The 24,195-nt window shown below is 60.5% G+C and carries 21 protein-coding genes; 14 read left to right on the top strand and 7 right to left on the bottom strand.

Annotation, left to right across the window (positions count from 1 at the left end; genetic code table 11):
* Positions 1 to 36: 36 nt before the first annotated feature.
* Positions 37 to 1,146: an AI-2E family transporter gene (locus tag SFY93_RS26640; RefSeq protein WP_093757328.1), complete on the bottom strand. Its 1,110-nt coding sequence runs from the start codon at positions 1,144 to 1,146 to the stop codon at positions 37 to 39.
* Between the two features lie 235 nt (positions 1,147 to 1,381).
* Here SFY93_RS26640 and SFY93_RS26635 point away from each other — a divergent pair, with 235 nt between their 5' ends.
* Positions 1,382 to 2,173 carry a L,D-transpeptidase gene (locus tag SFY93_RS26635; RefSeq protein ID WP_320445215.1) on the top strand — a complete coding sequence of 264 codons (792 nt, stop codon included), beginning with the start codon at positions 1,382 to 1,384 and terminating at the stop codon, positions 2,171 to 2,173.
* A gap of 39 nt (positions 2,174 to 2,212) precedes the next feature.
* Entirely contained in the window at positions 2,213 to 2,845 is a 633-nt protein-coding gene (locus tag SFY93_RS26630) for a DUF2865 domain-containing protein (RefSeq protein WP_320445214.1), read from the top strand.
* 24 nt (positions 2,846 to 2,869) lie between these two features.
* On the opposite strand, the gene SFY93_RS26625 is transcribed toward SFY93_RS26630, so the two are convergent.
* The gene (locus SFY93_RS26625) at positions 2,870 to 4,963 is read right to left on the bottom strand and encodes a methyl-accepting chemotaxis protein (RefSeq protein WP_320445213.1); all 2,094 of its coding nucleotides are present in this window, start codon (positions 4,961 to 4,963) and stop codon (positions 2,870 to 2,872) included.
* A gap of 207 nt (positions 4,964 to 5,170) precedes the next feature.
* Positions 5,171 to 7,264, bottom strand: a complete 2,094-nt coding sequence (locus tag SFY93_RS26620) for a methyl-accepting chemotaxis protein (RefSeq protein ID WP_320445212.1) — start codon at positions 7,262 to 7,264, stop codon at positions 5,171 to 5,173.
* Positions 7,265 to 7,722: 458 nt separating this feature from the next.
* Between SFY93_RS26620 and SFY93_RS26615 the strand changes: the two genes are divergently transcribed.
* On the top strand, positions 7,723 to 7,878 hold the full coding sequence (locus tag SFY93_RS26615; protein WP_086937086.1) for a Thivi_2564 family membrane protein: 156 nt from the start codon (positions 7,723 to 7,725) through the stop codon (positions 7,876 to 7,878).
* 128 nt (positions 7,879 to 8,006) lie between these two features.
* Here SFY93_RS26615 and SFY93_RS26610 read toward each other — a convergent pair whose 3' ends face one another.
* From SFY93_RS26610 to cysP, 4 genes are all read right to left on the bottom strand, one after another.
* Positions 8,007 to 10,166, bottom strand: coding sequence for a malate synthase G (locus SFY93_RS26610; RefSeq protein ID WP_320445211.1), 2,160 nt, complete (start codon positions 10,164 to 10,166; stop codon positions 8,007 to 8,009).
* Positions 10,167 to 10,297: 131 nt separating this feature from the next.
* Positions 10,298 to 11,185 (bottom strand): sulfate ABC transporter permease subunit CysW, encoded by an 888-nt coding sequence (cysW, locus tag SFY93_RS26605; protein WP_320445210.1) that lies wholly within the window; start codon positions 11,183 to 11,185, stop codon positions 10,298 to 10,300.
* Positions 11,185 to 12,012, bottom strand: coding sequence for a sulfate ABC transporter permease subunit CysT (cysT, locus tag SFY93_RS26600; RefSeq protein ID WP_320445209.1), 828 nt, complete (start codon positions 12,010 to 12,012; stop codon positions 11,185 to 11,187). Before cysT (SFY93_RS26600) ends, cysW (SFY93_RS26605) begins: the two co-directional genes overlap by 1 nt.
* Before the next feature lie 225 nt (positions 12,013 to 12,237).
* The gene (cysP, locus tag SFY93_RS26595) at positions 12,238 to 13,254 is read right to left on the bottom strand and encodes a thiosulfate ABC transporter substrate-binding protein CysP (RefSeq protein WP_320445208.1); all 1,017 of its coding nucleotides are present in this window, start codon (positions 13,252 to 13,254) and stop codon (positions 12,238 to 12,240) included.
* 303 nt (positions 13,255 to 13,557) lie between these two features.
* Here cysP and cysG point away from each other — a divergent pair, with 303 nt between their 5' ends.
* The 11 genes from cysG to SFY93_RS26540 all read left to right on the top strand — a co-directional run bounded on the left by cysG (position 13,558) and on the right by SFY93_RS26540 (position 24,191).
* Positions 13,558 to 14,994: a siroheme synthase CysG gene (cysG, locus tag SFY93_RS26590; RefSeq protein WP_320445207.1), complete on the top strand. Its 1,437-nt coding sequence runs from the start codon at positions 13,558 to 13,560 to the stop codon at positions 14,992 to 14,994.
* Positions 14,991 to 15,305, top strand: a complete 315-nt coding sequence (locus tag SFY93_RS26585; protein ID WP_089265421.1) for a DUF2849 domain-containing protein — start codon at positions 14,991 to 14,993, stop codon at positions 15,303 to 15,305. Before cysG ends, SFY93_RS26585 begins: the two co-directional genes overlap by 4 nt.
* Positions 15,306 to 15,317: 12 nt before the next feature.
* Complete coding sequence (locus tag SFY93_RS26580) at positions 15,318 to 16,973, top strand: nitrite/sulfite reductase (RefSeq protein ID WP_120291739.1); 1,656 nt, start codon at positions 15,318 to 15,320, stop codon at positions 16,971 to 16,973.
* Positions 16,960 to 17,472: a DUF934 domain-containing protein gene (locus tag SFY93_RS26575; RefSeq protein WP_120291737.1), complete on the top strand. Its 513-nt coding sequence runs from the start codon at positions 16,960 to 16,962 to the stop codon at positions 17,470 to 17,472. Before SFY93_RS26580 ends, SFY93_RS26575 begins: the two co-directional genes overlap by 14 nt.
* A gap of 207 nt (positions 17,473 to 17,679) precedes the next feature.
* Positions 17,680 to 18,669 carry a sulfate ABC transporter substrate-binding protein gene (locus SFY93_RS26570; RefSeq protein WP_320445206.1) on the top strand — a complete coding sequence of 330 codons (990 nt, stop codon included), beginning with the start codon at positions 17,680 to 17,682 and terminating at the stop codon, positions 18,667 to 18,669.
* A gap of 66 nt (positions 18,670 to 18,735) precedes the next feature.
* Entirely contained in the window at positions 18,736 to 19,572 is an 837-nt protein-coding gene (gene cysT / locus SFY93_RS26565) for a sulfate ABC transporter permease subunit CysT (RefSeq protein ID WP_089265418.1), read from the top strand.
* A gap of 6 nt (positions 19,573 to 19,578) precedes the next feature.
* A complete protein-coding gene (cysW, locus tag SFY93_RS26560; protein ID WP_320445205.1) occupies positions 19,579 to 20,472 on the top strand; it encodes a sulfate ABC transporter permease subunit CysW in 894 nt (297 codons plus the stop codon).
* Complete coding sequence (locus tag SFY93_RS26555; protein WP_089265416.1) at positions 20,462 to 21,502, top strand: sulfate/molybdate ABC transporter ATP-binding protein; 1,041 nt, start codon at positions 20,462 to 20,464, stop codon at positions 21,500 to 21,502. The genes cysW (SFY93_RS26560) and SFY93_RS26555 overlap by 11 nt, the downstream gene beginning before the upstream one ends.
* Before the next feature lie 84 nt (positions 21,503 to 21,586).
* Positions 21,587 to 22,096 (top strand): CAP domain-containing protein, encoded by a 510-nt coding sequence (locus tag SFY93_RS26550; protein ID WP_093756814.1) that lies wholly within the window; start codon positions 21,587 to 21,589, stop codon positions 22,094 to 22,096.
* Positions 22,097 to 22,206: 110 nt separating this feature from the next.
* Complete coding sequence (locus tag SFY93_RS26545; protein ID WP_320445204.1) at positions 22,207 to 23,403, top strand: DUF3734 domain-containing protein; 1,197 nt, start codon at positions 22,207 to 22,209, stop codon at positions 23,401 to 23,403.
* Complete coding sequence (locus SFY93_RS26540) at positions 23,403 to 24,191, top strand: 3-hydroxybutyrate dehydrogenase (protein ID WP_320445203.1); 789 nt, start codon at positions 23,403 to 23,405, stop codon at positions 24,189 to 24,191. The genes SFY93_RS26545 and SFY93_RS26540 overlap by 1 nt, the downstream gene beginning before the upstream one ends.
* Positions 24,192 to 24,195 lie beyond the last annotated feature (4 nt).

Raw genomic sequence — 24,195 nt, 5'->3', positions numbered from 1 at the left:
CCCGGTTAGACCGTAGGTTCCATCAGTAGAGCTGGATTAATCCGGCGGCAACTGCGGCGAATTGATCGGCATCAAATGCTCTTTCAGGATCAGCCCGACGATCAGGATCGGCGCCGCCAGGAAGCCGCCCATCGGGCCCCAAAGCCAGGTCCAGAACGCCAGCCCGATGAACACCGCCAGCGCGTTGAGTTGCAATTTGCGTCCAATGATCGTGGGCGTGATGAAGTGGCCTTCCATGAAGGTGAGGCCGACGAACAGCAGCGGCGCGATCATGCCCGCTGCAATCGTTTCCGACGAAATGATGCCCACCGCGACCAGGATGACGAACATGGCTACGGGGCCGATGATCGGGAAGAAGTTGAGCGTGGCTGCCAGCGCGCCGAGTCCGGCCGGGTTGGGCATGCCGGTGGCCGCGCAGATCACGCCGGTGGCAATGCCGACTCCGAAATTGATCATAGTGACCATCAACAGATATTCGCCAAGGCTGGTCTCTATCGCATTGAGAATGCGCAGGGTCCGCAGCCGCCATTCGTGATCGGCGAAGTTCATCACCAGCGCGCGGCGCAGGTCTTTCCAGCTTGCGATGAACAGCACCAGCGTGGCGAAGAACAGCAGGAATTCGGTGAAGGTTGGCGACAGGAATTCGACGGTTGGCTGCACCCAGTCGATCTTGGGCAATTCGAACTTTGTTGTCGCAAGCGTTTCGGCGCTGCTGAACATGCTCTGTATCTGGTGCCAGAGCGCCAGCGGTCGGTCAAAGACATGCAGCTTGTTCTTGAGCAGCGAACCTAGTTCGGGGAGCCGCGTCGTCCATTCCATCAGCGGGGATGAAATAAGCCCCACGATGAAGGCGAGCCCGGCGCAGACCAAGATAACGATCAGGACTGCCGAGACTGATCGCGGAATGCGACGCTTTTCGAGAAAGCTGGCTGCAGGCGACAACATGGTGCCAATGATGAAGGCTGTCACGATTGGCAGGAAGAATGCCTTGGCGACATAGAGCACTGTAATCACGGTGATCACCAGCAGCGATACCAGCGTGAAAGCAACCACCTCGGCACGGCGGAACACCGGCGGCTGCTCGATCTTGCTCTCGGGCACCGGCGTGCCGGCGGGCTTTTCGGGGAGAGCGCGTACTTCACTCATGAGCTGTCCCGACATGCCGCCACTTGTTCGCGCAGACCGCGTTCGCGCGTCAGATCGCCGACATGCGATCGGGCTCTACAACACGACCATACCGCAAAAGTTCCGTCGCAATTTCGTGATGGTTCCTTGGTTGACAAATCATTCGACGAAAGCCCGCGGGGTGGGAACCGTGAGGCTTCGACGCAGTTGGTTGCGGTCATCACGACGATGACGCGTCGCCAAACGGGGCAGTCACATGTCACAGGCATCATCTGGAAACCGCAAGCTGTCGCTGCGTCTCACAAGTGCGCTCGTTGTTGCAGCCGCTCTGATCGTTGCTCCGCCGTTCATCTCCAGCGCATCGGCGCAGGTGATGAACTATGCACCGGCTGCGCAAAGTGCGTTTCCACCGGACGACGATGTGATGGCTGCACCGCGGGTGCGGGAAAATATGGATGCCGCTCTCCCCGAGCGCCTGCGCCGCGCTGAAGTCAACTATATGACCCGCGAAGCGCCGGGCACAGTGATCATCGATACTGGCAATACCCAGCTTTATTATGTGCTCGGCAACAACCGCGCGATCCGCTACGGCGTCGGTGTTGGCCGCGAAGGATTCACCTGGTCCGGAACGCAGACTGTCACGCGCAAGGCGGAATGGCCGGATTGGCATCCGCCGCAGGAAATGATTGCGCGCCAGCCCTATCTGCCGCGCTTCATGGCTGGCGGCCCCGGCAACCCGCTCGGTGCCCGCGCGATGTATCTCGGCTCCAGCGCCTATCGCATCCATGGCACCAATGATCCGTCAACCATCGGCAAGTTCGTGTCGTCGGGTTGTATCCGCCTGACCAATGAAGATGTGCAGGACCTTTTCAGTCGCGTCAGCGTTGGGACCAGGGTTGTGGTGCTGCCGAAGTCGGTTGCCCCACACTATGAGGCGCGCACGGCTCCGGCGCCGCGCAGCGTCACATCGATCTCGGTTCGCCCTGCCGGCGTGCAGCAGGCTCCGGGCCGTCAGGCGATGAACCTTTCCGCTTCGTCGCTCTACTGAGAGTCGATCATTCTGCTTTGATGCCGCGTTGGAGGCCCCATGACCCGATTTCCAGGACAACGGATGGCCCTTGGCGCGGTCGCGGCGATTGTCATGCTCGGTGCCGCCCCAGCGCAGGCACAGGATTTCTTCTCGGCATTGTTCGGCGGGATAGCACGTGGTCGTGGCCCGGATATCTCGCTGCCGTTCGTCAATGAAGGTCCGCCGGCGCAGGAGCAGCGCCCTCGCGCAGCAAGCGGCGGGCGTCAGGCTTTTTGCGTGCGCACGTGCGATGGGCGTTACTTCCCGATTTCAGCCACCGACAGTCAGAGCCGTGCGGCGTCGTGCAATAATTTCTGTCCGGCGAGCGATACCAAGGTTGTTTACGGCAGCAGTATCGACACGGCTGCGACCGAGAGCGGCAAGCCCTATTCCGAGCTGCCGAATGCATTCAAGTACCGCACCGAACTGGTGGCCGGTTGCACCTGTAACGGTAAGGACCAGATCGGTCTGGCGCCGGTGAAACTCGAGAACGATCCAACACTGCGCAAGGGTGATATCGTCGCCGGTGCCGATGGGCTGATGGTCACTGGCCGCGGCGCTGACAAGCGCGGCGCGTCGCTGCAGATGTCGCCAGTCTCGCCATCGGTGCAGGCGAAGTATGAGCGCATGCCGGTCGTGGCGCGGGAATAATCCGCGCCACGTCATAGATTGCGCTTAAGCCGCGCGGATCTTGCCGAGGAAGTCCGTCACCTGAGTGCCGAGTTGGCGTGTCTGCGTCGCCAGGGTCTCTGATGCCACCTTCACATCCTGAGCGGCTGCACCGGCGGCGTCGGCATCAGCACTGACTCCGCTGATATTGTCGGACACGTTGCGGGTGCCATCGGCCGCCTGTTGGGTGCTGCGGGTAATTTCCTGCGTCGCTGCGCCCTGTTCTTCGACTGCAGCCGCAATCGCGGTGGCAACTTCATTCACTTCGCCGATAATGCCGCCGATCGACTTGATGGCTTCGATGGCCTCATTGGCGACCTTCTGGATATCCGCGATCTGTTCGGAAATATCCTCGGTCGCCTTGGCCGTCTGGCTGGCCAGCGACTTCACTTCGGACGCAACGACCGCAAAGCCCCGTCCGGCTTCGCCGGCGCGCGCAGCTTCGATGGTGGCATTGAGTGCTAGCAGGTTGGTCTGCGAGGCGATGTCGTTGATCAGCCCGACGACTTCGCCGATCCGGTTCGCTGTCTGGGCGAGGCCCTGAACGGTATTGTCGGTCTGCTGTGCCTGGCTGACGGCGCGGCTGGCGATGCCGGCCGCATGCGATGCCTGACGGCTGATGTCGTTGATCGAGGCACTCAGCTCCTCCGCCGCAGCGGCAACGTTCTGCACATTCGCTGAGGCTTCGCCGGAGGCGCGCGCGGCATCTTGCACGCGGGCATTGGTCTGGCTGGACACAGTGGCCATGCCGTCAGATGTCGTATTCATTTGGTCAGAGGCGCTGCCAAGGGCGCCCAGCGTGTCGCGCATCTGGATCTCGAACATGCCGATATACTGCTCGACGGCCTGCTGGCGCTGGCTCGCATTGGCATTGCGATGGCGTTCTTGCGCCTCGATCTCGGCTTTTTCCATCGCCTGCTTTTTGAAGGTCTCCAGCGCACCGGCCAGCCCGCCGATTTCATCCTGGCGATCGGCATAGCCGGCATCGACGGTGAGATCGCCGCCCGCCACTTTCAGCATCGCGTCGCGGATGGTGAGCAGCGGCGTGGTGACACGGCGCGTGATAGTGACTATGGCGCCAACGACGAGCATGATGGCGGCCCCCAGTAGCACCAGTTGCAGGATCAATGAGCCTTGCGCAGCAGACCACTGCACAAGGCTGTGGTTCTTGGCCTCGTCCAGCGCGCGTTCGGCTACGACCACGGCTGTGCTCATCTTGTCGACGGTGAGCGGTGTCCAGGCCGTCGCCGGCATTTCGGGCTTCTCGCCGGTTGCGACAGCTTGAATCAGGCGGTCGCGCAGTGCCAAGTATTGAGGATCGAAATAGGATGCTTTCGCTGCGGCAAGGGCCGTGATGAGACCTTGCGGCAGTTCAGTTCCCGACGATGCGATGTCCAGCGCATTCCATCCAGTTTCGATGCCGCCCGTCAGCTTCACATAGCTTCGCTGCAGCTCCGGCGAGATCTTGTTGACCGCGAGCGCGTTCGACACAATGACGGAGGCGTCGCCCGATGTGTTGCGCATCAGCCAGGCCATCTGCTTGATCGACAGCAACTGATCGATCACCGGATCGTTGTGGGTTACGGCGGCGGTGAGGGCTGACGAGACTTTTTCGAGCATGGCCAGAACGGAATCGACATTGTCCTGGAATTCCTTGGCAAGGCCGGCGCGGCGCGAGGCCTTCGGCTTGCTCATCTGGTCCCAGGATTCTGTCTGCAGCGCGATCAAGGCCTGCATCAGCCGGTTAAACTCGGGCACCAGCGTTGCCTTGCCGGGGAAGTCGGCGGTGACCAGCAATTCTCCTGCTGCTTTCATTGCTGGCATTTCAGCGCCGCGGATACGGCGCAGATAGGCCTCGGTATCGGGCTGGATCACGACATCGACGTTCAACGTGCGGAACGTCGTGGACCGGTCGGTGCGCAGATTGTGCATTGCCTTGAACACATGGCCGGATGCCTCGGCGATCGTCGACATGCGCCCCGCGACGTTGAGGCGCCCATATGATTCCCATGCGCTGAGAACAAGGAATGTGACGACACAGACCGCCATGATGGCAATCACGGACTTGAGCAATGCGGAAACGGTCAATCGATGAAGCACAATGAATCCCCCAAAAAATATTTCGATATTTAAGGCTGCAATTGGTAAATATTCACGTGCGTGCTCGTTTTGATAAATTCGTTTCTAATATCGCCACTTAAGGTAGAAGATTGTCGTGCCCGGCGACGCTTCAAAGAAAAAAGCCCCGACGATGCCGGGGCTTTTGATGCTTGTCAGCGCTCGATGACGTGACTGATCAGGCCCTGCCTAGGCAGCCCGTATCTTGCCGAGGAAGTCCGTCACCTGTGCGCCAAGCTGGCGCGTCTGCGTGGCCAGCGTTTCCGAAGCTACCTTCACATCCTGCGCGGCAGCGCCAGCTGCGTCCGCATCGGCGCTGACGCCGGCGATATTGTCCGACACATTGCGGGTGCCATCGGCAGCCTGCTGCGTGCTCCGGGTGATCTCTTGTGTCGCGGCGCCCTGTTCTTCGACGGCCGCGGCGATGGCAGTTGCTACTTCATTGACTTCGCCGATGATGCCGCCGATCGATTTGATCGCCTCGATCGCCTCATTGGCGACCTTCTGGATATCTGCGATCTGCTCGGAAATATCGTCGGTTGCCTTGGCGGTCTGGCTGGCCAGCGACTTCACTTCCGATGCGACGACCGCAAAGCCACGTCCGGCCTCGCCAGCGCGCGCGGCTTCGATAGTGGCGTTGAGCGCCAGCAGGTTGGTCTGCGAGGCGATATCGTTGATCAACCCGACCACCTCGCCGATCCGGTTGGCGGTCTTGGCGAGGCCTTGGACGGTGCCGTCGGTTTCCTGCGCCTGATTGACGGCGCGACTGGCGATACCCGCGGCATGCGCAGCCTGCCGGCTGATATCGTTGATCGACGAGCTCAGCTGTTCAGCGGCGGAGGCGACATTCTGCACGTTCAGGGAGGCTTCGCCGGAGGCTTTTGCTGCGACCTGCACGCGGGCATTGGTCTGGCTGGACACGACCGCCATGCCATCCGATGTGGCGTTCATCTGATCGGACGCGTTGCCGAGCGCGTTGAGCGCATCGCGCATCTGGACCTCGAAGGTCCCGATGTGCTGTTCAATGGCCTGCTGCCGCTGGGTCGCGTCGGCGTTGCGATTGCGCTCCTGCTGTTCGATCTGTGCTTTCTCCTTGGCCTGTTGCTTGAAGGTCTCCAGAGCGCCGGCGAGCGCGCCGATTTCGTCCTTCCGTTCGGAATAGCCGGCATCGACGACGAGATCGCCTGCGGCGACTTTCATCATCGCATCGCGGATGGTGTGCAGCGGGGTGATGACGCGGCGGGTGACGGCAACCATGCTGCCGAATGCTACGCCGAGCGCGGCAGCGAGCAGCGCCAGTTGCAGGATCAACGCGTGCTGCGCGGCAGTCCACCGCATCAAGGTGTGGCTTTTTGCTTCATTCAGCGCTCGTTCGGCGACTGTAACCGCACTGGCCATGCGATCAACGGTGATTGGAGTCCATTCGCTTGCAGTAATTTCGGGCTTTTCGCCGCTCGCCAATGCATTCATGACACGGTCACGGAGAGCCATATATTGCGGGTCGAAGTAAGCCACCTTCGCCGCAGCTATGGTTGCAGCCAGGTTGGGCGGCAGCTGCATTCCAGACGCAGACAATTCCAGCGCATTCCAGGCGACATCGATGCCGCCAACAAACTTGGTGTAGGCGAGCTTATTCTCAGGTGTAGCGCGCCCGACAGCGAGGCCGTTCGCGACGAGGAGGGATCCTTCGCCGGCGGTGTTGCGCAACAGCCAGGCTGCCTGTTTGATCGACAGTAATTGATCGATCATGGGATCGTTGTGGTTCACCGCAGCGGCGAGCTGGGCCGACACTTTCTCCAGTGTTTCAAGCAGCGCCTGCGTGGTCTCCATATACTCCTTGCCGAGGGCTGCGCGGCGCGACGCCTTCGGCTTGCTCATCGCGTCCCAGGACTCGGTTTGCAGAGCGGTCAGCTTGTCGACCAGCTGGACCAGCGTCGGGTGCAGCATCTTTTGATCGGCGAATTCGATGGTGGCAATGAGGTCAGCCGCTGCTCGCATCGCCGGCATCTCGGAATCGCGAATGGAGCGGAGATATTTTTCTCCGTCCGGCTGAATGACTGTCTCGTTGTTCAGGTTCCGGTTCGTCGATGCACGGTCGGTGCGCAGATTATGCATCGCCTTGAAGGCATTCGCGGAGGCGTCCGCAATTACCGAGATGCGGCTGGCTGAACGTAGCCGCCCGTAGGAGTCCCAAGCTGTTGTTGCCAGAACGGCGACCACGCAGAGCGCCATGGCGACGATGACAGATTGAAGCAATGCGGAAACGGTCAATCGATTGAACATCATGAATCCCCCAAATATTTGATTTAGTAAGGCTTCAAATGGTAAATATTTCCGATTGCACCCGTACCGTGAAACAGGCTTGAATACGGCTACTTTAAGTAGTTGGAGCGTAAGCGTTCTTACGGCACGGCAAAGGATGAGGCCCGGCGATTGACCGGAGCTTTTTCATCTGCCGCTCTCTGCGCGGTTTCGGCCGCTCTGCTCAGGGGGCCGGATTTTACGGGACCATCGGTGACCGGAGAGCCCAGCTTGGGTGCCTGGTTCGGTGAGGTAAATACTTACTTCTGCCTTTGGAGGCACGGATTCTTCCAAAGTACATCTCTTCGTACCGGCTCCGCAGGGTTCTTTTGTTCCGATCCGGGAACCCAATGCTCTCGCCCACGTTGGATCACTGTTGAGCAGCTATGGCGATGGCCGGGGCTGCTATTCATTTATATTGAGTCTGGGGGGATACGCACATGCTCGTCGGCGTCTTGATCACTTTTCTCGTCGTTATTCTCATTCTGTACTTGATCAATCTGTTGCCGATCGACGGCCGCGCGAAGCAGATTTGCCGCGTTGTCGTGATCATTCTCGGTGTGATCTCGCTGCTGAAATACATCGCGGTTTTCTAGCGAGATGAACTAACAAAAAGCCCCGGTGGTTTGCCGGGGCTTTTTTGCTTGCAGCCGATGCGATCGATACTCTCTCATTCGTCATGGCCGGGCTTGTCCCGGCCATAACGACAGAGACAGAGAGTGTATCAAGCCAGCGCCTTCGCTTCGCGGCGGCGCGCGGTGAGGATGTACTCAGTGTAGCCGTTCGGCTGCGTGCGTCCCTCGAAGATCAGATCGCAGGCAGCCTTGAAGGCGACGCCGTCGAACGAGGGCGCCATGTTCTGGTACAGCGCGTCGCCCTTGTTCTGTTCGTCGACCACGACGGCCATGCGTTTCAGCGACTCCATCACCTGATCCTTGGTGATGACGCCCTGATGCAGCCAGTTGGCGAGGTGCTGCGCGGAGATGCGCAAGGTCGCGCGGTCTTCCATAAGGCCGACGCCGTGGATGTCCGGCACCTTTGAGCAGCCGACGCCCTGGTCGATCCAGCGCACAACATAGCCGAGGATTCCCTGGCAGTTGTTGTCGATCTCCTGCTTCACATCATCCGGCGCCCAGTTCGACTGCGACACCGGAATGGTGAGGATGTCGGTGAGCTTGCCGCGGGGACCGCCCTTGGCGAGATCCTTCTGGCGCGTGGCGACATCGATCTGATGATAGTGCAATGCGTGCAGCGTCGCGGCGGTGGGTGAGGGCACCCATGCGGTGGTGGCGCCGGCCTGCGGATGGCCGAGCTTCTGCGTGAGCATGTCCGCCATCTTGTCGGGCGCGGCCCACATGCCCTTGCCGATCTGGGCATGGCCCGGCAGGCCATCGATCAGGCCGACATCCACGTTCCACTCTTCATAAGCCTTGATCCACGGCGTCGCCTTCATGTCGTTCTTGCGGATCATCGGACCCGCTTCCATCGACGTGTGGATCTCGTCGCCGGTGCGGTCGAGGAAGCCTGTGTTGATGAACATGATGCGCTTGGATGCATTCTGGATACAGGCCTTGAGGTTCACCGTGGTGCGGCGTTCCTCATCCATGATGCCGACCTTCATGGTGTTCTCGGGCAGCGACAGCAGTTTCTCAACGTGCGCAAAGATTTCGCAGGTCAGCGCCACTTCATCGGGGCCGTGCATCTTCGGCTTGACGATATAGATCGAGCCGGTGCGGCTGTTGCGGATCGGACCCTTGCTCTTGAGGTCGTGGATTGCGATCAGGCCGGCAACGGCGGCATCGAGCAGGCCTTCCGGAATTTCCTCGCCGGCGCTGTCGAGCACCGCATCCGTAAACATGTGATGGCCGACATTGCGCATCAGCATCAGGCTGCGGCCATGCAGGGTCAGGTTCTTGCCGTCGATCGTCTTGTAGACACGGTCTTCATTGAGTGCGCGCTTCAGCGTCTTGCCGCCCTTTTCGAAATCGGCCGAGAGCGTCCCGTTCATCAGGCCGAGCGTGTTGCGATAGACCAGCACCTTGTCGTCGGCGTCGACGGTGGCGACGCTGTCTTCCATGTCGAGAATGGTCGAGACGGCCGACTCCATGATCATGTCGGCAACACCAGCGGAGTCGTCCTTGCCAATGGTGTTGGTTCGATCGATCTTCACTTCGATATGCAGGCCGTTATTGACCAGCAGGATCGAGGTCGGGGTGGCGAGCTCGCCGAGATAGCCAGCGAGCTGGGACTCGTTCTTCAGTGCGGTCAGGTTGCCGCTCTTGAGCTTGGCCGAGAGCTGGCCCGCAATGATGCTGTAGGCCGTGACATCGGTGTGGCTGCCGGTGGCGAGCGGCGCGGCCTGATCGAGGAAGGCTTTTGCCTTAGCGATGACTTTGTCGCCGCGTGCTTTGTTGTAGCCTTTGCCACCTTCAGACGGATCATGCGGGATTGCGTCGGTGCCGTAGAAGGCATCATAGAGGCTGCCCCAGCGCGCATTCGCGGCATTCAGCGCATAGCGCGCATTGGTGAGCGGCACCACGAGCTGCGGGCCGCAGATCTGGCCGATCTCGATATCGACATTGGCAGTCTCGACCTGCTTGGTCGCGGGCTCCGGGAGGAGGTAGCCGATTTCCTTGAGGAACGCCGTATAGGCGTTCATGTCGAAGGCGCCCTTGTTGGCCAGATGCCAGGCATCGATCTTGGCCTGCAGCGTATCGCGCACCTTGAGCAGTTCGCGGTTCTTCGGGCCTAGGTCCTTGATGAGAGCGGCGACGCCGGCCCAGAACGCATCCGGCTGGATGCCGGTCCCGGGGGCGGCTTCCTTGGCGATGAAGTCGAACAGGACGGGGGCGATCTGCAGTCCGTGGGCGTCGATGCGTTTCATGGTGTCTTTCTCGCGAGAAGCGGCAATTCTGCTCTAATTTCAGGGAGTATAAGCATAAACGGCGCCAAACCGCGGCGCCCATGGGACCTTTTAACGCCAAACGCTACCCGGTGAGAAGTCCCCTAAAGGGATCAGTGGCCGGGCGGCCGGGCCGGGGCCTGCGCGTGATCCGGCGAGATCCGCTCCAGCGCCACCTTGATCACGATGGTGAGCAGTGCCACGGCCGTCAGCACTGTTGCCGCTGCGAAGGCGCCGGCGACATTGTAGTCCTGATACAGAAGTTCGATCTGCAACGGCAACGTCGTGGTCTGGCCGCGGATGTTGCCGGAGACGACGGACACGGCGCCAAATTCGCCCATCACGCGGGCATTGCACAGGATCGCGCCATAGAGCACGGCCCAGCGCACATTCGGCAGCGTGACCCGCATGAAGGTCGCAAAGCCGGAGGCGCCGAGCGTCACTGCTGCTTCCTCTTCATCGGTGCCCTGCACCTGCATGAGCGGGATCAATTCGCGCGCCACGAACGGCGCGGTCACGAACATGCTGGCGAGCACGATCGCCGGCAGTGCGAACATCACCTTGATGCCCATGGCTTCGATCAGGGGGCCGAACAGGCCCTGCGAGCCATAGACGAAGATATAGGCGACTCCGGCGACGATCGGCGAGATAGAATAGGGCAGTTCGATCAGCGAAATGAGGAGCGTGCGGCCTGGGAAGACGAACTTGGTCACCGTCCACGCCGCGGCGAGGCCGAACACGATGTTGATCGGCACAGCAATCAGCGCGGTGGTGACTGTCAACAGAATGGCATGCTGCGTGCCGGGCTCGGCGAGGCTGTTGAAAAACGTGCCGATGCCTTGCGACAGCGCTGAACTGAAGATCAAAGCCAGCGGTGCGATCAGGAACAGCAATGTGAGGATCGCGACGATGCCAAGTACCACGCGGCGCGTCACCGGGCCGGCACCGACGGGCGTCACCATCCATTCGGTATGGGCGCGTTCACTCGTCGGATGCGACATCACACATCTCCCCGGCCGAGATAACGCAGGTTCCAGGCCTGCACCGCGTTGGTGACAATCAGCATGGCGAAAGCCATCGCCAGCATTACCACGGCAATCGCGGCGGCAGCCTGGTAGTTGTATTCCTCAAGCCGAATATAGGTCAGCAGGGCAACGATCTCGGTCTTCATCGGCTGGTTTCCGGCGATGAAAATCACCGCGCCGAATTCGCCGAGGCTGCGTGCGAAGGACAGCGAGCAGCCGGCGAGGAAGGCCGGAAAGATCGCCGGGAAGATTACGCGCCAGAGAATCTGCAGATCATTGGCGCCGAGCGAGCGGCCGGCTTCCTCGACATCGGAGCCGAGATCCTCGATCACCGGCTGCACTGTGCGCACCACAAAGGGAATGCTGGTAAAGGCCATCGCGATGGCGATGCCGAGCGGTGCGTAGGCGACCTGGATGCCAAGTGCATCGAGCGGTGCGCCGAACCAGCCTTTCTTGGAAAACAGCGCCGTCAGCGCGAGGCCGGCCACGGCGGTCGGCAGTGCGAAGGGCACGTCGACCAGCGCGTCGAGAATGCGCTTGCCGGGAAATTGATAGCGCGCCAGCACCCAGGCGAGCAGCAGGCCGTAGATGGCGTTGAATGCGGTGGCCGCCAGCGCCATCGTCACGGTGACGCGGATGGCCGACAGTGTCCGCGGCGACGACAGGATGCCCCACAATTGCGCAAGTCCGACGTCCGAGGCTTTCAGGATCAGCGCGCAGAGCGGCAGCAGCACGATCGCTCCGAGATAGAGGAGCGTAATGCCGAGCGAGAGCCCGAAACCTGGAATGACGCTACGTCGCAAGGGAAGGTCCGTGTGTGAAGCCGTTGGGCCTCTCTTAGACGATTTGCGCGGAAAGGGAATGCGGCGAGGTCGTCTAATGTAGGCGCCCGTCCTCTCCCATGATCATGGCCGGGCAAAGCGCGAAGCGCCGCTTCGCTAGATGTTCCCGGCCATCCACGTCTTTAGTCCATTTGCAGCCAAGACGTGGATGCCCGGGTCAAGCCCGGGCATGACGGAATTTGTGGTTCACTTCCCGCCGAACAGCGTGTCCAGCTTCGCGCCGGGATTGAGGTGTTCGGCATTCAGCTTGTCCCAGCCGCCGAATTCGTCCTCGACGCGGTACAGCTTCACTTCCGGGAATTTGTCTTTGTATTTTGCCATCACGCTCTTGTCGGTGACGCGGTTATAGCCCTTGGCCTCGATGTCCTGCCCTTCCGGCGAATACAGGAATTCAAGATAGGCGGTCGCGAGGGCCTTCGTGCCGTGCTTGTCGGCATATTTGTCGACGATGGTCACCGGGAATTCGGCGAGCACGCTGGTCGGCGGCACCACCACTTCATACTTGTCCTTGCCGCCGGCATCTTTGCCCGCGAGGTCGCGGATCGACGAGGTCTCGGCCTCGAAGGTGATCAGCACATCGCCGGTACCGCGCTCGACGAAGGTCGTGGTGGCGGCGCGGCCGCCTGTGTCGAACACCGGGACATTGGCGAACAGCTTCTTGATGAAGTCATCAGCCTTGTCAGCACCATACTTGTTCTTCGCGAAGGCATATGCGGCCAGATAGGTGTAGCGCGCATTGCCTGAGGTCTTCGGATTCGGGAAAATCACCTGCACGCCCGGCTTCACCAGATCGTCCCAGTCCTTGATGCCTTTCGGATTGCCCGCACGCACGAGGAAGGCCGGCAGTGAGTAATAAGGCGAAGAATTGTTCGGCAGCCGCTTGGCCCAGTCGGCCGGAATGAGCTTGCCGCGATCATACAGTACCTGCACATCGGTGACCTGGTTGAAGGTCACCACATCGGCCTCGAGGCCTTCGAGGATCGAGCGCGCCTGGCGCGACGAGCCGTTATGCGACTGGTTGATGGTAACGTCCTGGCCGGTTTTGGCCTTCCACTGCTTGGCGAAAGCAACGTTGATCTCGGCATAGAGCTCGCGCGAGATGTCATAGGAGACATTGAGCAGCGTGTTCGGCGTCTGCGCCTGGGCGGGTGCAGTCGCGAGAATGCCGAGTCCGGCGGCGAGAGCGATAATGAAGCGGTTCACGTGTAGTCCCCTGTGAGTGAGAGCGATCGGATGGCCGGGAGCGGCGGCTGCGGCGTTTTGCCCGGCAAACGGTCCGGAATTTGCTGCGCAACGGGGGGCGGGCACGGGTGCGATTTCGCGCAACTCCTGCATCGGCCGACCGTTATTGAGAAGAAGCATCTACGACGCTTGGTGTTTGAGGACAAAAATTCTATAGTTAGAACGCCTCGAAGAAGATAAAATCTTCTCTTTGCGCCTCGTTATCGAGAGATATATAGAATATAATTCCAGTCAACCCCCGAATTTCGGGGCAGCGGAGTATGTATGCGGTTTCTGCCTGTCTTCCTCGATTTGCAGACCGGGCCGGTCATTCTTGTCGGCCAGGGCGAACTCGTGCGCGCCAAGCTGAGGCTGCTGCTGGCGGCCGGTGCGCGGATTCGCTGGTACGCAACGGACGGCAATCGTGACACGTCCGGGCTCGATGCCGATGGCGTGGCGCGCATTGAACATGTCGAGGGCGATCCGGTGACCGCCGATTTTTCGGGGATCACCGCGGTGCTCTGCGCCGGCGCCGGTGAACTCGGCCATGCGGTGGCTGCGCGCGCCAAAGCGAGCGGCGTGCCCGTCAATGTGATGGATGAGCTGGCGCACTCCACTTTCATCTTTCCGGCCATCGTCGATCGCGGCGATGTGGTCGTCGCCGTCGGAACCGGCGGTGCGTCGCCGGTGGTGGCGCGGCGTGTACGCGAAAAGATTGAGGCGATGCTGCCTGCGCGGATCGGCGATCTCGCGGGCTTCATCGGGCGCTGGCGCAAACCGATCAACGACAAGATCGCCGAGGCTCCGTTGCGTCGCAGGTTCTGGGAGCGCATCGTCGATGGTCCGATCGGCGCGTTGGTGCTGGCGGGGCGCGGTACCGAGGCCGAGAAGGCGCTGACGGAAATCGCCGATCTCTCGATCTATGCGGGTGCAGCACAGGCCGGCGTTGTCGAAGGTCACGTCACGTTGGTGGGAGCAGGACCGGGCGATCCGGATCTCCTGACCATCAAGGCGTTGCGCGCGCTGCAGGACGCCGACGTTGTATTTTACGACGAACTGGTGTCCCCCGAAGTCCTCGACCGCATCCGCCGGGATGCATCGCGCATTCCCGTGGGTCGCCGGGTTGGCAAGCCCGGTATCGGTCAGGATGCGATCCACAAATTGCTGATCGAAGCCGCGAAAGCCGGGCAACGCGCCGTGCGCTTGAAGGGCGGCGATCCCTTCATTTTCGGGCGCGGTGGCGAGGAGATCGAAGCGCTGCGCGAAGCGGGTGTTGCTTACTCAGTTATTCCCGGCATCACCGCAGGCCTTGGCGCTGCAGCTATGTTCGAGGCGCCGCTGACCTATCGCCGCGAAGCGCTGCGCATCACCTTCCTGACGGCTCACAAGGAAAAGGACGCCGACAAGGTCGACTGGTCGACGCTCACCGACGAGAAGATGACCGTCGTTGTTTATATGGGTATGACCGCTGCCCCCACGATCCGCGCTGGATTGCTCGCTGCCGGGCGCTCGCCACAAACGCCGGTTGGCGTGTTTGCGCGCGTGACGCGTCCGGACGCGCAAGCGGCGGTGGGTATGCTCGACGATCTCCCGGCGCTGGTCGACCAGATCGATGGCGGTCCGGCGGTTCTCATCATTGGCGATGTCGTGGCGCATTCCGCGCCGTGGCGGGCCGCTCAGATCAACAAGCTCGTTTCAGATTTATTGGTGGCTGCCGAATGACCTCTCCGCTGCAACAGAAAATCAAGATCACCGGCCCGTCGGTGGTGACTGCCAACCGTACCTGGGACGGCGTGGTGATTTATCGCGATGCCCATAAAGGCTGGACCACCGACCTCGCAGAGGCTGCCATCGTGCGCACTGCCGATGATGCGCGTGCGCTGCTTGCTGAATCCACAGCCGATGACGTTGGCGCCATCGGTCCCTATATCGCGCCGGTCGCCGTGAACGACAACGGCACCGTCGAGCCCGGCAATCTCCGTGAACAGATTCGCCGCAAGGGCGTCACCATTGACCTTCCGGCTTCGGCTTAAGGCACCTGAATTATGTATGCTTATGATGAAATCGATCGCACGCTGATCAACGAGCGTGTCTCGGAATTCCGCGATCAGGTGAAGCGCCGCCTCGCAGGTGAACTCACCGAAGACGAGTTCAAGATGCTGCGGTTGATGAACGGCGTTTATCTTCAGCTTCACGCCTATATGTTCCGCGTCGCCATTCCCTATGGCACGCTGTCATCGCCGCAACTGCGCAAGATGGCGCATGTGGCGCGACGCTATGACCGCGGCTATGGCCACTTCACCACACGGCAGAACATCCAGTTCAATTGGATCAAGCTCGCCGATCTGCCGGATGCGCTGGAAGATCTCGCTTCGGTCGGCATCCATGCGATGCAGACATCGGGCAATTGCACGCGCAATGTCACCACCGATCAATGGGCAGGTGTCGCGCCGGGCGAGGTCGAGGATCCACGCATCTGGGCGGAATTGCTGCGGCAGTATTCGACCATGCATCCGGAATTCTCGTTCCTGCCACGCAAGTTCAAGATTGCGATCACTGCGTCGGCCCATGATCGCGCGGCGATCAAGGTGCATGACATCGGTCTGCGAATTCACAAGAACGAGGCCGGCGAAACTGGCTTCGAAGTGCTGGTCGGCGGTGGCCTCGGTCGCACGCCATTCATCGGCAAGGTGATCAAGCCGTTCGTGCACGGCCGCGACATTCTGAGCTACGTCGAGTCCATCCTGCGCGTCTACAACCAGTATGGCCGCCGCGACAATATCTACAAGGCGCGCATCAAGATTCTGGTTCATGAGCTGGGCATCGAGAAATTCGCCGCCGAAGTTGAGGATGAGTGGCTGGCGACGCGCGAGAGTGCGCTGACGCTGGACAACGAGGTTGTCGAGGATATCCGCTCGCGCTTCAGCTATCCGCACTATCAGAAGCTCTCCGACACGCCGGACGAGTTGGCGGCCGCGTCGGCCGATCCGCATTTTGCGCGCTGGCTCAAGAACTCGGTCGCGCCGCATCAGCGGACCGGCTACGCCATCGTGACATTGTCGTTGAAGCCGGTGGGCGGCCCGCCCGGCGATGCCACGGCCGACCAGATGGATGCGGTTGCCGATCTTGCCGACAAATACTCGTTCGGCGAAATCCGCGTGGGCCATGAGCAAAATCTAGCGCTGCCGAGCGTGGCCAGGCGTGATCTGCCCGCACTGTGGCGGCAGCTCGACAAGCTCGGCCTCGCCACGCCGAACGTCAATCTGGTCACCGACATCATCGCATGCCCTGGCCTGGACTACTGCTCGCTGGCTAATACGCGTTCGATCCCGATCGCGCAGGAACTAACGCGGCGTTTCGCCAATAACGATCTCGCGGAGCTGATCGGTCGGCTGCATATCAACATCTCCGGCTGCATCAATGCCTGCGGCCATCACCATGTCGGCCATATCGGTATTCTCGGCGTCGAGAAGAACGGCGAGGAATTCTTCCAGATCACAATCGGTGGCCGTGCCGACGAGCATGCCGTGGTCGGCACCCTGATCGGACCGGCGGTGCCTTTTGCCGAGGTAGCCGACGTCATCGAGGATATCGTCGAAGCCTATTTGGCACTGCGTGCCCGGCCGGACGAATTGTTTGTCCAGACTGTCGAACGCCTCGGCGTCGAGCCGTTCAAGGAGCGCGTTTATGCCACTCGTTAAGCAAGGCAAGATCGTTGCCGACGGCTATATTCACGTGGCCGACGATGCGGAGATTCCGGTCGACGGAGCGGCGTTGGTTCCGGCTGCGCGTTTTCTCGCCGATCCGGAGGCGCTGCTGAAGCGCAGCAGCCCGACCGGTGTGATCTGGCCGAATAACCGCGATCCGGAAGAGCTGGTGCCTTATCTCGACAGGCTCGCGGTGGTCGCGCTGGTCTTCCCGTCGTTCCGCGACGGCCGAGCCTACAGCCAGGCGCGCCTGCTGCGTGAACGCTACAAATACAAGGGCGAATTAAGGGCAACCGGCCAAGTGTTACGCGATCAGTTCGTCATCATGCTGCGCGCCGGTTTTGATTCATTCGAAGTGAAGAAGGATGCCGATGCGGAAGCGTTCGCGGCTACGGTGAAACGCTACACGGTGTTCTATCAGCCGACCGGCGATGGTCGCATCACGGCGCTGCATCAGCGCATGCAGTTGCGTCATGCGGAGAACGCGCGCTAATTCGCCGCATGTCGACGGCTTTCGCAGCGTTGGTTGATGACAAATGACCAGCGCGCGATACGGTCTCCATACGAAGGCATATTCATAGCACATTGCTGCCGTCATGCCGCCAACATTGGAATCTGGTTTCGTTGACTTAGCGGTGCTTCTTCAAGATTTTGCCCCCACCTCATGACGATCGTGTTGTGAGGTTGGATGGAGATCAAAATGGTCCGTCGTATTCTTCCCGTCATTGCGGGTCTCTTAATTGCAACATCGGCGCACGCGGCAGACATTTCGCTGCTCAACGTGTCGTATGACCCGACGCGCGAGCTGTATGTCGATTTCAACAAATCGTTCGCTGCTGCGTATCAGAAGGAAACCGGCAAGAGCGTCGAGATCAAGCAGTCGCATGGCGGCTCGGGGGCGCAGGCCCGCTCTGTGATCGATGGTCTGCAAGCCGATGTGGTCACCCTCGCGCTCGCTTACGACATCGACGCAATCGCCAATAAGGGCCTGCTGGCGAAGGACTGGCAGAAGCGCCTGGCGCTGAATTCATCACCCTATACGTCGACCATCGTGTTCTTGGTGCGCAAGGGTAACCCCAAGGCCATTAAGGACTGGGACGATCTGATCAAGAGCGGCGTCAGCGTCATCACGCCAAATCCGAAGACTTCTGGCGGCGCGCGCTGGAACTATCTCGGCGCTTGGGGCTATGCTCTGAAGAAATATGGATCGCAGGACAAGGCAAAGGAATTCGTCGGTAACATCTTCAAGAACGTTCCGGTTCTCGATACCGGCGCGCGTGGCTCGACCATCACCTTCGTCCAGCGCGGTGTCGGCGATGTCTTGCTGGCCTGGGAAAACGAGGCGTATCTGGCAATCCAGGAATTCGGCAAGGACAAGTTCGAGATCGTCGCGCCGTCGCTTTCAATTCTCGCCGAGCCGCCGGTCGCCGTCGTTGATACCGTCACTGATAAAAAGGGTACTAAAGCCGCTGCCGAGGCCTATCTGAAATACTGGTACACCAAGGAAGGTCAGGAGATCGCCGCGCGCAATTTCTATCGTCCGCGTGATGCCGATACTGCCAAAAAGTACGAGGCTTCCTTCGCCAAGGTTGATCTGTTTACGATCGACGACGTGTTCGGAGGTTGGACCAAGGCGCAGAGCGAGCACTTTACCGACGGCGGCGTGTTCGACAAGATCTACAAGAACTGATCGTTCGCAGCGAAACATCCAGACCGGTATGCCGGTCTGGGGCTTTTACCAAAGCAAGGGGACATTGTGAGCGCGGCACCTAAACGAAGTTCGTTGCCGGGGTTCGGCCTGAGCATGGGCCTGACCCTGACATGGCTGTCGCTTTTGATTCTGATCCCGTTGGCCGGGTTGTTCGTCAAGACAGCCGATCTCAGCCTCTCGCAGTTCATCGATACCGTCACCAGCAACCGCACCCTACACGCGCTCAGGATTTCGTTCGGATTGGCCTTCGCGGCTGCGCTGGTCAATCTGGTCGCTGGCCTGATTATCGTCTGGGCCCTGGTGCGTTACCGGTTTCCCGGTCGCCGGCTGTTTGATGCCATTGTCGATATCCCGTTCGCCCTGCCCACTGCAGTGGCAGGCATCGCGCTGACGACGTTGTTTGCGCAGAACGGATGGCTCGGCGCGCCGCTGGCGTCGCTCGGCATCAAGGTGGCGTTTACGCCGCTCGGAATTTTCCTGGCGATGGTCTTCATTGGCATTCCGTTCGTGGTGCGGACGGTGCAGCCGGTGCTGATCGACCTCGATGTCGAGATCGAAGAGGCCGCGGCCTGTCTCGGTGCCTCCCGCTGGCAAACCATCACCCGCGTCATCATTCCCAGCCTCACGCCGGCCATTCTCACCGGCTTCGCGCTGGCGTTCGCCCGAGCCGTTGGCGAATATGGCTCCGTGATCTTCATCGCCGGCAACCTTCCAAATGTGTCGGAGATTGCGCCGCTCTTGATCGTCATCCGGCTGTCGGAATTCCGCTACGCCGATGCGACAGCGATCGCGGTGGTCATGCTGGTCTTCTCATTCCTGATCATCTTCGTGCTCAATCGGCTGCAGCGCTGGGCGCAGACACGCGCGCTGGCCGTGAGTTGACCTGACATGACCATTACAATTATCAATTCGCCAGTCACCGTGGAGCGCGCCCAGTCAGTGGCACGACATGATCCGCATACCGAACCATGGCTCGTGCGCGGCATCATTATCGGTGTCGCAGTGATGTTCCTGACAGTGTTCGTGGTCCTGCCGCTGATTTTGGTATTCTCGGAGGCATTGTCCAAGGGCGTTGGGTTCTATCTGTCGGCCTTGGCAGATTCCGAGGCGCTCTCGGCCATCTGGCTGACGCTGATCACAGCAGTGATCTCGGTCAGCCTCAATCTGGTATTCGGCGTTGCCGCCGCTTGGGCGGTGGCCAAATTCGAATTCAGGGGCAAGACCTTGCTGGTCACCCTGATCGATCTGCCGTTCTCGGTCAGCCCCGTTATCTCCGGTCTGGTATTCGTGCTGCTGTTTGGTGCCCAGGGTTTCTTTGGGCCATGGCTGATGTCGCATGGCATCAACATTCTATTTGCCGTGCCAGCGATCGTGCTGGCGACAACCTTCGTCACCTTCCCATTCGTCGCCCGGGAGCTGATACCGCTAATGCAGGAACAGGGGTCGCAGGAGGAAGAGGCTGCGATTTCGCTGGGAGCGAGTGGTTGGCGTACCTTCATTGTGGTGACGCTCCCTAACATCAAATGGGGTCTGCTCTACGGCGTACTGTTGTGTAATGCACGGGCGATGGGTGAGTTTGGCGCAGTTTCGGTGGTGTCGGGCCATATTCGCGGCGAGACCAACACCATGCCGCTGCTGGTGGAAATCCTGTATAATGAATATCAACTGGTGGCGTCGTTCGCGATCGCGTCATTGCTGGCTCTGCTGGCGCTCTTGACGCTGATCGCAAAGACCATCCTCGAAGGCCAGATTGAAGAAGGACAGCTGCCCCGTGACGATTGAAGTTCGGAATATCGTAAAGCAGTACGGTGCCTTCAAGGCGCTGGATAATGTCGACCTCAGGGTTGCTGATGGTGAGTTGCTCGCGCTGCTCGGACCGTCCGGTTCAGGCAAGACGTCGTTGCTGCGAATTATCGCAGGGCTCGATTGGCCGGATTCCGGAGAAGTCTCGTTCGATGGCGAAAACGCGCTGGCGCGGGGCGCTGGTGAGCGCCACGTCGGTTTCGTGTTCCAGCACTATGCGTTGTTCCGCCATATGAGCGTGTTCGAGAATGTGGCCTTCGGCCTGCGCGTGCAGCCGCGCGCCGTGCGCAAGAGCGAAGCGCAGATCCGCGCGCGGGTGAAGGAGCTTCTCGATCTCGTGCAGCTCGACTGGCTCGCCAATCGCTATCCCAGCCAGCTCTCCGGCGGCCAGCGGCAGCGTATTGCGCTGGCGCGTGCGCTCGCCATCGAGCCGCGCATTCTGCTGCTCGACGAGCCGTTCGGTGCGCTCGATGCCAAGGTCCGCAAGGAGTTGCGGCAGTGGCTGCGCACGTTGCACGAGGAAATCCACGTCACCTCGATCTTCGTCACGCATGACCAGGAGGAGGCGCTCGAAGTCGCCAATCGCGTCGTGGTGATGGACAAGGGCAAGATCGAACAGATCGGCACGCCTGGCGACGTTTACGATAACCCGGCGACGGCTTTCGTGCACTCATTCATAGGTGAATCGATCGTGCTCCCGGTCGATGTAAGCGACGGCCAGGTGAAGCTCGGCCATCGCCCGCTCAACATCGATGCGGGCAGCGCAAGCGGACCGTCGAAATTGTTTGTTCGTCGTCACGACATGCAGATCGGGCCGCTTGGCGAGGGAGCCCTCGAAGGCACCGTGCGCCGCGTCCGCACCTTCGGCCCGATCCAGCGCGCCGACATCGCGTTGTCTGGCGATGATACGCTGGTGGAGATCGATGCCCCGCGCGACCGTCCGCTCACCACGGGCGATGCGATCAGCCTGCAGCCGCGGCGCTACCGGATCTTTGCCGGGCAGGAGTGACTGGCGCTTTCTAAAAATCCCCTGCGTTCACCTTTCAGCCACGGTTGGTGTGCAACAACGGCCCCTTGATTTGGGGGATTGCCGATGAAGCGGGTGGCTCTGGCCAGTCTAGGATTTCTGTTGCTGGCAGGGTGCGCGGGGACCGTCGATACCGTGCCGGACCAGCCCACCATGTATCTCAGCATGGCCAATGGTGGCGCCAAGCTCGATCCGGTGGCCGCAGCCTCGATGATCTCACTGTACCGGCAGAACAATGGCCTCGGTCCGGTAGTGGTCGATCCCGCATTGATGGCGCTGGCGGAAGACCAGTCCACCGCGATGGCGAAACGGAACAAGCTCGATCACGATGTGAAGGCGCCGCTAGCCAAGCGTCTGAATGCCGGCGGTTATCCGGCGAGCTTGGCCGTCGAGAACGTCTCTGCGGGCTACCATACGATGGCGGAGGCCTTCTCGGGCTGGCGGGACTCGCCGCCCCACCGAGCCAATATGCTGAAGTCTGGTGTCACAAAACTGGGCATCGCGGCGATCTATGCTCCCAACACCAAATACAAGGTGTTCTGGACCATGATCCTGGCGTCGACGGATTCCAAATAAGCCTTTCCAGATAGCCGAAGCGTGATGGTGCTCTGCACCATCCGAGATTGACGTCGCCGCAAGGGGACGCCACGGTACGGTTCCCGTCGCCGACAGGATCGAGTGGTCCCATGGATATGTCCGATCAGCCTCAATCCAACGCTGCCAGCAAACCCGCCGAAGCCAAGCGCGTCCTGGTGCTGCAAGGGGGCGGCGCGCTCGGCTCCTATCAGGCTGGCGCCTATGAGGCGCTGTGTCATCACGATTTCGAGCCGGAATGGGTGGCAGGCATCTCCATTGGTGCCATCAACGCGGCGATTATCGCGGGCAACGAGCGCGACAAGCGGATTGGCAAGCTCAAGGAATTCTGGGAGATGGCGGCATCGCCGGTCCCCTGGAGCCCGATGCTGACGGATGATCGCGCGCGCTCTTATTTCTACGAGGCAGGCGCCGCCGTCATTGCTACATTCGGTGTGCCAGGCTTTTTCGTGCCGCGGATTCCGCCAGCACCGCTGTGGCCGCCCGGCAGTCCGCAGTCGCAGAGCTTTTACGACACCGCGCCGCTGAAGGCGACGCTGGAACGGCTGGTCGACTTTGATCGCCTCAACGATTGCAAGACCCGGCTGAGCGTCGGCGCCGTGAGTGTGACCACCGGCAACTTCACTTATTTCGACAACACGCTCTTCAAGAAAGATCGCAAAAGGATCGAGCCCGAGCACATCATGGCCTCCGGTGCGTTGCCGCCGGGGTTTCCCTCGATCGTCATCGATGGCGAGCATTTCTGGGATGGCGGCATCGCCTCAAACACACCGCTGGATTTCGTACTGGATGACGTCACCAGCGATCTGTTGATCTTCCAGGTCGATCTGTTCAGCGCGCGCGGGCCATTGCCGCAGTCGATCCTGGAAGCGCAGGAACGCGAAAAGGACATTCGCTATTCCAGCCGCACCCGCATGAATACCGACAAGAACAAGAAGATCCACAACATCCGCAAGGCGCTGCGTGATCTGATTGGTAAATTGCCGGCAGAACTGAAGCAGGATCCTGGAGTGGCGCTGCTGTCGGAAGCCGCGAAGGAAAATACCGTCACGGTGGTGCATCTGATCTATACGAGCAAGAATTACGAGTCGTCGTCGAAGGACTACAATTTCTCGCGCATCGGGATGGTGGAGCACTGGGGTGCCGGTGAGCGCGATGTATTCCTCTCGATGCGCCACAAGGACTGGTTCGAGCGACCGCAATCCGATGAATCGATGGTGACGCATGCGCTCACCGCCGACGATTACAATGACCTCCCGCAGCATTTGACGTCCAACAGGAGCAAGTAATGGCTAATCTCACAGGCAAGACCGCCGTCGTCACCGGTTCGACCAGCGGCATCGGCCTCGCTTATGCGCGCGCTTTCGCAAGCGCTGGCGCCAATATCGTCATCAACGGCATGGGCGTGCCTGCTGACATCGAGAAGGAACGCGCGGCGATCGAGAGCGATTTCAAGGTCAAGGCGATCCATTCGCCAGCGGACATGACCAAGCCGGCCGAAATTGCCGAAATGGTCGCGCTCGGCGAGAAGACCTATGGATCGGTCGATATTCTCGTCAACAATGCGGGTATCCAGTTTGTGTCTCCGATCGAGGAATTCCCGATCGAGAAGTGGGATGCGATCATCGCCATCAATCTCTCTTCGGCCTTCCATGGCATCCGCGCCGCCGTGCCCGGCATGAAGAAGCGCGGCTGGGGTCGCATCATCAACACCGCCTCGGCGCATTCGCTGGTCGCCTCGCCATTCAAGTCGGCCTATGTCTCTGCCAAGCACGGCATCGCCGGCCTGACCAAGACCGTGGCGCTGGAAGTGGCCACTCACAAAATCACCTGTAATTGTATTTCGCCTGGCTATGTCTGGACGCCGCTGGTCGAGAAACAGATCCCCGACACCATGAAGGCGCGCGGACTAACCAAAGAGCAGGTCATCAACGACGTCCTGCTCGAAGCGCAGCCGACGAAGGAATTCGTGACCTCCGAACAGGTCGCGGCCCTGGCGCTATTCCTGTGCGGTGACGATGCCGCGCAGATCACTGGAACAAACCTGTCGATCGATGGCGGCTGGACGGCTGAATAAGTTT

The organism is Tardiphaga sp. 42S5, assembly GCF_034044155.1.
GTDB lineage: Bacteria > Pseudomonadota > Alphaproteobacteria > Rhizobiales > Xanthobacteraceae > Tardiphaga > Tardiphaga robiniae.
Note: the sequence above shows the minus strand (reverse complement) of the source record. Positions and strands in the feature narration are given on the sequence as shown.

What these genes read in the sequence shown, in the direction of transcription:
- SFY93_RS26640 (WP_093757328.1), bottom strand. Translation starts at nt 1,146, where the DNA reads ATGAGTGAAGTACGCGCTCTCCCCGAAAAGCCCGCCGGCACGCCGGTG.
- SFY93_RS26635 (WP_320445215.1), top strand. Translation starts at nt 1,382, where the DNA reads ATGTCACAGGCATCATCTGGAAACCGCAAGCTGTCGCTGCGTCTCACA.
- SFY93_RS26630 (WP_320445214.1), top strand. Translation starts at nt 2,213, where the DNA reads ATGACCCGATTTCCAGGACAACGGATGGCCCTTGGCGCGGTCGCGGCG.
- SFY93_RS26620 (WP_320445212.1), bottom strand. Translation starts at nt 7,264, where the DNA reads ATGTTCAATCGATTGACCGTTTCCGCATTGCTTCAATCTGTCATCGTC.
- SFY93_RS26615 (WP_086937086.1), top strand. Translation starts at nt 7,723, where the DNA reads ATGCTCGTCGGCGTCTTGATCACTTTTCTCGTCGTTATTCTCATTCTG.
- SFY93_RS26610 (WP_320445211.1), bottom strand. Translation starts at nt 10,166, where the DNA reads ATGAAACGCATCGACGCCCACGGACTGCAGATCGCCCCCGTCCTGTTC.
- cysW (WP_320445210.1), bottom strand. Translation starts at nt 11,185, where the DNA reads ATGTCGCATCCGACGAGTGAACGCGCCCATACCGAATGGATGGTGACG.
- cysG (WP_320445207.1), top strand. Translation starts at nt 13,558, where the DNA reads ATGCGGTTTCTGCCTGTCTTCCTCGATTTGCAGACCGGGCCGGTCATT.
- SFY93_RS26585 (WP_089265421.1), top strand. Translation starts at nt 14,991, where the DNA reads ATGACCTCTCCGCTGCAACAGAAAATCAAGATCACCGGCCCGTCGGTG.
- SFY93_RS26580 (WP_120291739.1), top strand. Translation starts at nt 15,318, where the DNA reads ATGTATGCTTATGATGAAATCGATCGCACGCTGATCAACGAGCGTGTC.
- SFY93_RS26575 (WP_120291737.1), top strand. Translation starts at nt 16,960, where the DNA reads ATGCCACTCGTTAAGCAAGGCAAGATCGTTGCCGACGGCTATATTCAC.
- SFY93_RS26570 (WP_320445206.1), top strand. Translation starts at nt 17,680, where the DNA reads ATGGTCCGTCGTATTCTTCCCGTCATTGCGGGTCTCTTAATTGCAACA.
- cysW (WP_320445205.1), top strand. Translation starts at nt 19,579, where the DNA reads ATGACCATTACAATTATCAATTCGCCAGTCACCGTGGAGCGCGCCCAG.
- SFY93_RS26550 (WP_093756814.1), top strand. Translation starts at nt 21,587, where the DNA reads ATGAAGCGGGTGGCTCTGGCCAGTCTAGGATTTCTGTTGCTGGCAGGG.
- SFY93_RS26545 (WP_320445204.1), top strand. Translation starts at nt 22,207, where the DNA reads ATGGATATGTCCGATCAGCCTCAATCCAACGCTGCCAGCAAACCCGCC.
- SFY93_RS26540 (WP_320445203.1), top strand. Translation starts at nt 23,403, where the DNA reads ATGGCTAATCTCACAGGCAAGACCGCCGTCGTCACCGGTTCGACCAGC.